The sequence below is a fragment of the Methylobacterium indicum genome, assembly GCF_001043895.1.
Taxonomy (GTDB): domain Bacteria; phylum Pseudomonadota; class Alphaproteobacteria; order Rhizobiales; family Beijerinckiaceae; genus Methylobacterium; species Methylobacterium indicum.
The window spans coordinates 1-5,084 of the sequence record NZ_JTHF01000361.1 but is presented as its reverse complement, the minus strand read 5'-3'; the positions used below and the strand labels follow the sequence as shown (position 1 = coordinate 5,084).

The 5,084-nt window shown below is 72.1% G+C and carries 5 protein-coding genes; 2 read left to right on the top strand and 3 right to left on the bottom strand.

Annotated elements, in window-relative coordinates; translation table 11 throughout:
- From QR78_RS29940 to rpsF, 3 genes are all read right to left on the bottom strand, one after another.
- Positions 1-929, bottom strand: a 929-nt coding sequence (locus QR78_RS29940) for a DUF2232 domain-containing protein (protein ID WP_048431272.1), incomplete at its 3' end; no start/stop codon positions are given.
- A gap of 107 nt (positions 930-1,036) precedes the next feature.
- On the bottom strand, positions 1,037-1,288 hold the full coding sequence (gene rpsR, locus QR78_RS29935; protein WP_012332436.1) for a 30S ribosomal protein S18: 252 nt from the start codon (positions 1,286-1,288) through the stop codon (positions 1,037-1,039).
- 3 nt (positions 1,289-1,291) lie between these two features.
- Positions 1,292-1,780: a 30S ribosomal protein S6 gene (rpsF, locus tag QR78_RS29930; protein WP_048431271.1), complete on the bottom strand. Its 489-nt coding sequence runs from the start codon at positions 1,778-1,780 to the stop codon at positions 1,292-1,294.
- 415 nt (positions 1,781-2,195) lie between these two features.
- Here rpsF and QR78_RS32220 point away from each other — a divergent pair, with 415 nt between their 5' ends.
- A complete protein-coding gene (locus QR78_RS32220) occupies positions 2,196-3,230 on the top strand; it encodes a DUF2336 domain-containing protein (protein ID WP_082711470.1) in 1,035 nt (344 codons plus the stop codon).
- A gap of 205 nt (positions 3,231-3,435) precedes the next feature.
- Positions 3,436-5,084, top strand: a 1,649-nt coding sequence (locus tag QR78_RS29920) for a methyl-accepting chemotaxis protein (protein WP_048431273.1), incomplete at its 3' end; no start/stop codon positions are given.

Below are 5,084 nucleotides of genomic sequence, written 5' to 3'. Positions count from 1 at the left end.
ACGGGCCGGCGCCGGCCCGTGAGGGCGTCGACGAGGCCGAACAGGGCGAGGGCGGCGAGAGCCACCCCCTGCGTGAGGAAAACCAGGACGTAGAGGCCGATCAGGAGCGGCGTGCGGCCGGGCTTGTCGCGGCTGCGGTCGTGGATCGCCGCGAGGCCCTGGAGCGCCAGGGCGGCCGCGAAGGCGCCGACGAGCGCGACCCCGAAGGCGCCGGCATAGCCCGGCGCCACCGCCAGGATCGCCCCGGCGGCGAGGCCCCACAGGGCGCGCCGCGGCAAAGCGGTCGCGGCGAGGTCCGGCCAGGGCCGGGCGAGGCGGCCGGAGATCTGCACCACACGGGCGCCGGCCCAGAGATAGAAGGTCAGGAGCAACGTGAAGGTCGTCGCCATGATGGCGGGGGCGAGGCCGGCGACCCGCTCGGCGATCCGGGCGAGGTCGTCCTCGTCGAGGCCGGCCCCGCGGGAGGGGGTTTCCTGCAGCTGGAGCTGCAGCATCCCCCGGGCGAGGCGCTGGACCCGCTCCTGGTAGGCGGCATGGTCGCCGGACGAGAGCATCACCACGACGACGAGGGCGATGGCGGCGGTGACGGCGACCCAGGCCAGCAGCCGCCCGGTCGGGTACCATTCCATGCCGCCGTCGGCCCGCGTGCGGCCGAGGAGGGCGAGGTAACCGAGCCACCAGGCGGGGAGGGCGGTGGAGACCAGGAAGGCGAGGCCGCGCAGGGGAGAGGCGGCGAGGGCGAGGGCGAGCGTGCCGGACGCCGCGGCGACGAGGCCGGTCCGGTGGCTCCAGCCCATCGCCACGATCAGGATCGGCAGCGGAGCGAGCAGGTAGAGGGCGAGCGCGAGCGGCGTCGCCTGGACGACGACCCCGATCAGGAGCGCCGAGGCGAGGCCGGCGACGACGCCGATGCCGGTGTGACGAAGCATGAAACCCTGTCCGCTGTCCCGCCGCCCGGTCAGGGCGGGGTTAGAGGCGACTTTTTTCGCCCCAGCGACCCGGCGGCGCGCTGCCGCCGGGTTGATTGGTCAAATGATCAGCGGATCACGTAGGGCAGGAAGCCCAGGAAGCGGGCGCGCTTGATCGCCTGGGCGAGCTCGCGCTGCTTCTTGGCCGACACCGCGGTGATGCGCGAGGGCACGATCTTGCCGCGCTCGGACACGTAGCGCGAGAGCAGCTTCACGTCCTTGTAGTCGATCTTCGGGGCGTTGGGGCCCGAGAACGGGCAGGTCTTGCGCCGACGGAAGAACGGACGACGGCCACCGCCGCCACCAGCACCGAAAGCCATGGCTTACTGCTCCTCGTTCGTGTTGCGCTCGGCGCGCTCGGCGCGCTCCGGACGGTCGCCGCGGTCCGGGCGATCGCCACGCTCGGGGCGGTCACCGCCGCCGAAGCCGCCGCCGAAGCCGTCGTCGTCACGGCGACGGCCGCGCTCGCGGTCCTTGCGCTCGTCGCGGTCGCGCTTCTGCATCATCGCGGACGGCTCGGACTCGAGCTCCTCGACGCGCACGGTCATGAAGCGCAGCACGTCCTCGGAGATGCGCATCTGGCGCTCCATCTCGGCGAGGGCCGCCGGGGGAGCGTCGATGTTCAGGAGGGTGAAGTGCGCCTTGCGGTTCTTGCGGATGCGGTAGGCGAGGGACTTCACGCCCCACATCTCGGTCTTCTCGACCTTGCCGCCGTTCTGCTCGATGACGGACTTGTAGGTCTCGATCATCGTTTCGACCTGCTGCGAGGTCACGTCCTGGCGAGCCAGGAACACATGCTCGTACAGAGCCATGATGGGCCTTTCTCAGGGAGACTAGGCCCTCGACCTGATAACGCGGCAAAGCGGTGTCGGGTGTCGGGCCGGTTCGTCCTCGCGTCGCACGGCGCCAAGCCCTTCGAGCCTGCAAAGGCCCGAGCGGTTGTTCGAAGGCGGAGACACGGGACGACGGGGCGAGCCCCTGCGGCGGGTGGGAGACCCGCCGCCGTCCGTTCAGCCCCCGGCCGGAGCGAACGCGAGGCGCCGCCTATAGCAGGTTTCGGGGAAAGGGCAAGGGCGGGTTCCCGAACGCCGCGACGCGCCAGGACCGCAGCGCCTTCGAACGGGGGTCGGCGCTGATGCGTCGATGCCGAGGCCGAGGGTATAAGCCGCGGGTAACCATCGGCCCCTTAAGGTTGCCGCAGCGTTCGCGACAGGATTGTTTCGCCCGATGGCGTCGGCCGCTCTCCCCCGACCCGTGACGACCCCGCCGCGAGCATCCGCCGCCGCGGCGCTCGCCGATCTCGTCGACGCCGCCGAGCGTGTCGGCGACGCGGCCCAGGTCCTCGACGGCGTCGCCGACCTCCTGGTGGCCCGGGCCGGCCAGCTCTCGATCCCGCAGGTCGGGGCCTTCGACGAGGTGATGACGGTGCTGGCGGCGGGCGCCGGCACGAAGGCGCGCGGGCGCCTCGCCCGGCGGCTCGGCCCGCTGCCCCGCCCGCCGCGCCGGCTCGCGCGGCTCCTTGCCTGCGATCCCGAGCCCAGCGTGGCGGTGCCGGTGCTCGCGCGCTGCGCCGCGCTGCCCGACACCGTGCTGATGCAGGTCGCCCGCAGCCGGGGGCCGGTGCATCTCGCGGCCATCGCCCGGCGCGAGACCGTGGCGGCCCGGGTCGCCGACATCCTGGCCGACCGGGGCGACGAGGCGGTGATGGGCACGCTGCTGCGCAATGCCGGCGCGCGGCTCTCGCTCGCCGCGCTCTCGCTGCTGTCGGAGCGGATGGAGGACCGCGACGGCCTCGCCCGTGGGCTCGCGGCGCGTCCCGGCCTGCGTCCGGCCCAACGCGACGCCCTGGTGCGGCCTCGCCCATCCGAGCGCCAGGGGCCGCCCCGCCGCGCCGTCGAGGCGGTCGCCCTGCGGGTCCGCCTCGGGCTCGAGGAGTCCGACATCCGCCTCTGGCTCGCCGAAGGCCGGATCGCCGAGGCGATCCTGGGTCTCGCCCACCTCGCCGGCTGTTCGCCGGAGCGGGCACAGGCCGCGTATCGCGCCGCGAACCCGGCGGCCCTGGCCCTGGTCGTCCGCGCGGCGGGCTTGCGGCTCGCGACCCTGGGCGCCCTCCTGCGCGCCCGCGCCGGCGCCGCCCTCACGCCCGAGCATGCGGGCGCCGCCGTCCAGGCCTATCGGGCCATGACGGTGGCCGAGGCGCGGGAAGGGGTGGCGGCGGACGCCTCGGCGTGGATCCGCGACAGGCAGCCTGCCCGGCCGTGAGCGGCGTCTCCCGAGGCGGGGAGCGGCATCCGCCATGGCCCACCTCCATCTCCATTCTCTCCAATCGAAACGGTATTTATTCTCAGAGTTGATTTGCGCTTAACTTGTTAAGCCGACGCAGTCATCGAATTGTCGCAGAGTCTCAGAATTTATTAACCCGTTTCTGATGTGTTTCTAATCCTCAGTCTTTACCCGGGCCATGTCGATGAACCTCCTCGGCAATACGCGCATCCTGATCAAGGCCACGTTGCCACTCGTCGTCGTCGCGGGCGTCGCCGGCGGACTCGTCGTCTATGCTCGGAGTAACTTGGCGCAGATGGCCGTGCAGACGCGCCAGCTGGTCGAGGTGCAGGCGGCCCGTCTCCAGAACATCATGAACGTGCAGATCACGGCGACCGAGGCCAGCGTCCTGAGCCGGAACCTGGCCATGGAGTTCCGCCAGGAGGAGATGGCCGGCTACGTCCAGCGCTACGATGCCGCGAAGAAATCCGCTCTCGCCAGCGCCGACACGCTGATCGCCCTGTCCGATACGCCGGAGCGCAAGGCCGCGAATACGGGGCTGCGTGAGACCTTGAACGAGTTCTTCGCGATCTCCGAGCGGGCGAACGCCTTGGGCTTGAAGAACCAGAACGACGCGGCCGGCAAGCTCCTGCTGGTCGATGCCTCGCCGTTGCGGCGGAAGGTCCGCGACTTCGTGCAGACGCGCATCAACCTGCTGACCGTGGAGTTCCAGCAGGCGAGCGACAAGGCCGACCATGCCGCGGCCTCTGCCGGGCTGGTCCTGGCCGCATCCGCGGTCTTGGCCCTGGTGGCTTCGCTGTCGGTCGCGATCCTGATCGTCGTCTTCGGGATCACGCGGCCCCTCGGGCGCCTCGTCGGGGTGCTCCAGCGCATGGCGACGGGTGAGACCAATGCCGAGATCAAGGAGGCCGCCCGCGGCGACGAGATCGGCGCCGTCGGGCGCGCGGTGGACGGCATCAAGGCCATGGTCGCCCAGAAGGCGGCCGAGCAGGCGGAGATCCGCCGCGTGGCCGACGCGGCGGCCGCCGCCGAGCGCAAGCGCACGATGGTGGAACTGGCGGACGGGTTCGAGCGGGCCGTCGGCGGGATCGTCGGCCTGGTCTCCTCCTCGGCCACCGAGCTTCAGGCCACCGCCGGCACGATGACCGCGACCGCGACGCAGACCGCCTCGCAATCGACCGCGGTCGCGGCCGCGGCCGAGGAGGCGGCCTCGAATGTCGGCACGGTGGCGGCGGCGGCCGAGGAACTCGGCGCCTCGGTGCAGGAGATCGGCCGCCAGGTGCAGGGCTCGGCCGGTCTGGCCCAGGCGGCGGTCGGCGAGGCGGACAAGACCGGCCAGCTCGTCCAGGCGCTGCGCACCACGTCGGCCCGGATCGGCGACATGGTCGGGCTGATCTCGAACATCGCGAGCCAGACCAACCTGCTGGCGCTGAACGCGACGATCGAGGCGGCCCGGGCCGGCGAGGCGGGGCGGGGCTTCGCGGTGGTGGCCGCGGAGGTGAAGGAACTGGCCAACCAGACCGCCAAGGCGACGGAGGAGATCGCCGGCCAGATCGGCGAGATCCAGGGCGTGACCGATCAGGCGGTCTCGGCCATCGGGGCGATCACCGGGCGGATCCGCGAGATCAGCACGGTCGCGGTCTCGATCGCCTCGGCGGTGGAGCAGCAGGGCGCGGCGACGCAGGAGATCGTCCGCAACGTCAGCCAGGCCGCCTCCGGCACGAGCGAGGTCACCCACAACATCACGGGCGTCGCCCATGCCTCCGAGGAGACCGGCGCGGCGGCGAGCCAGGTGCTGTCGGCAGCCTCCGAGCTGTCGCGCCAGTCCGAGCA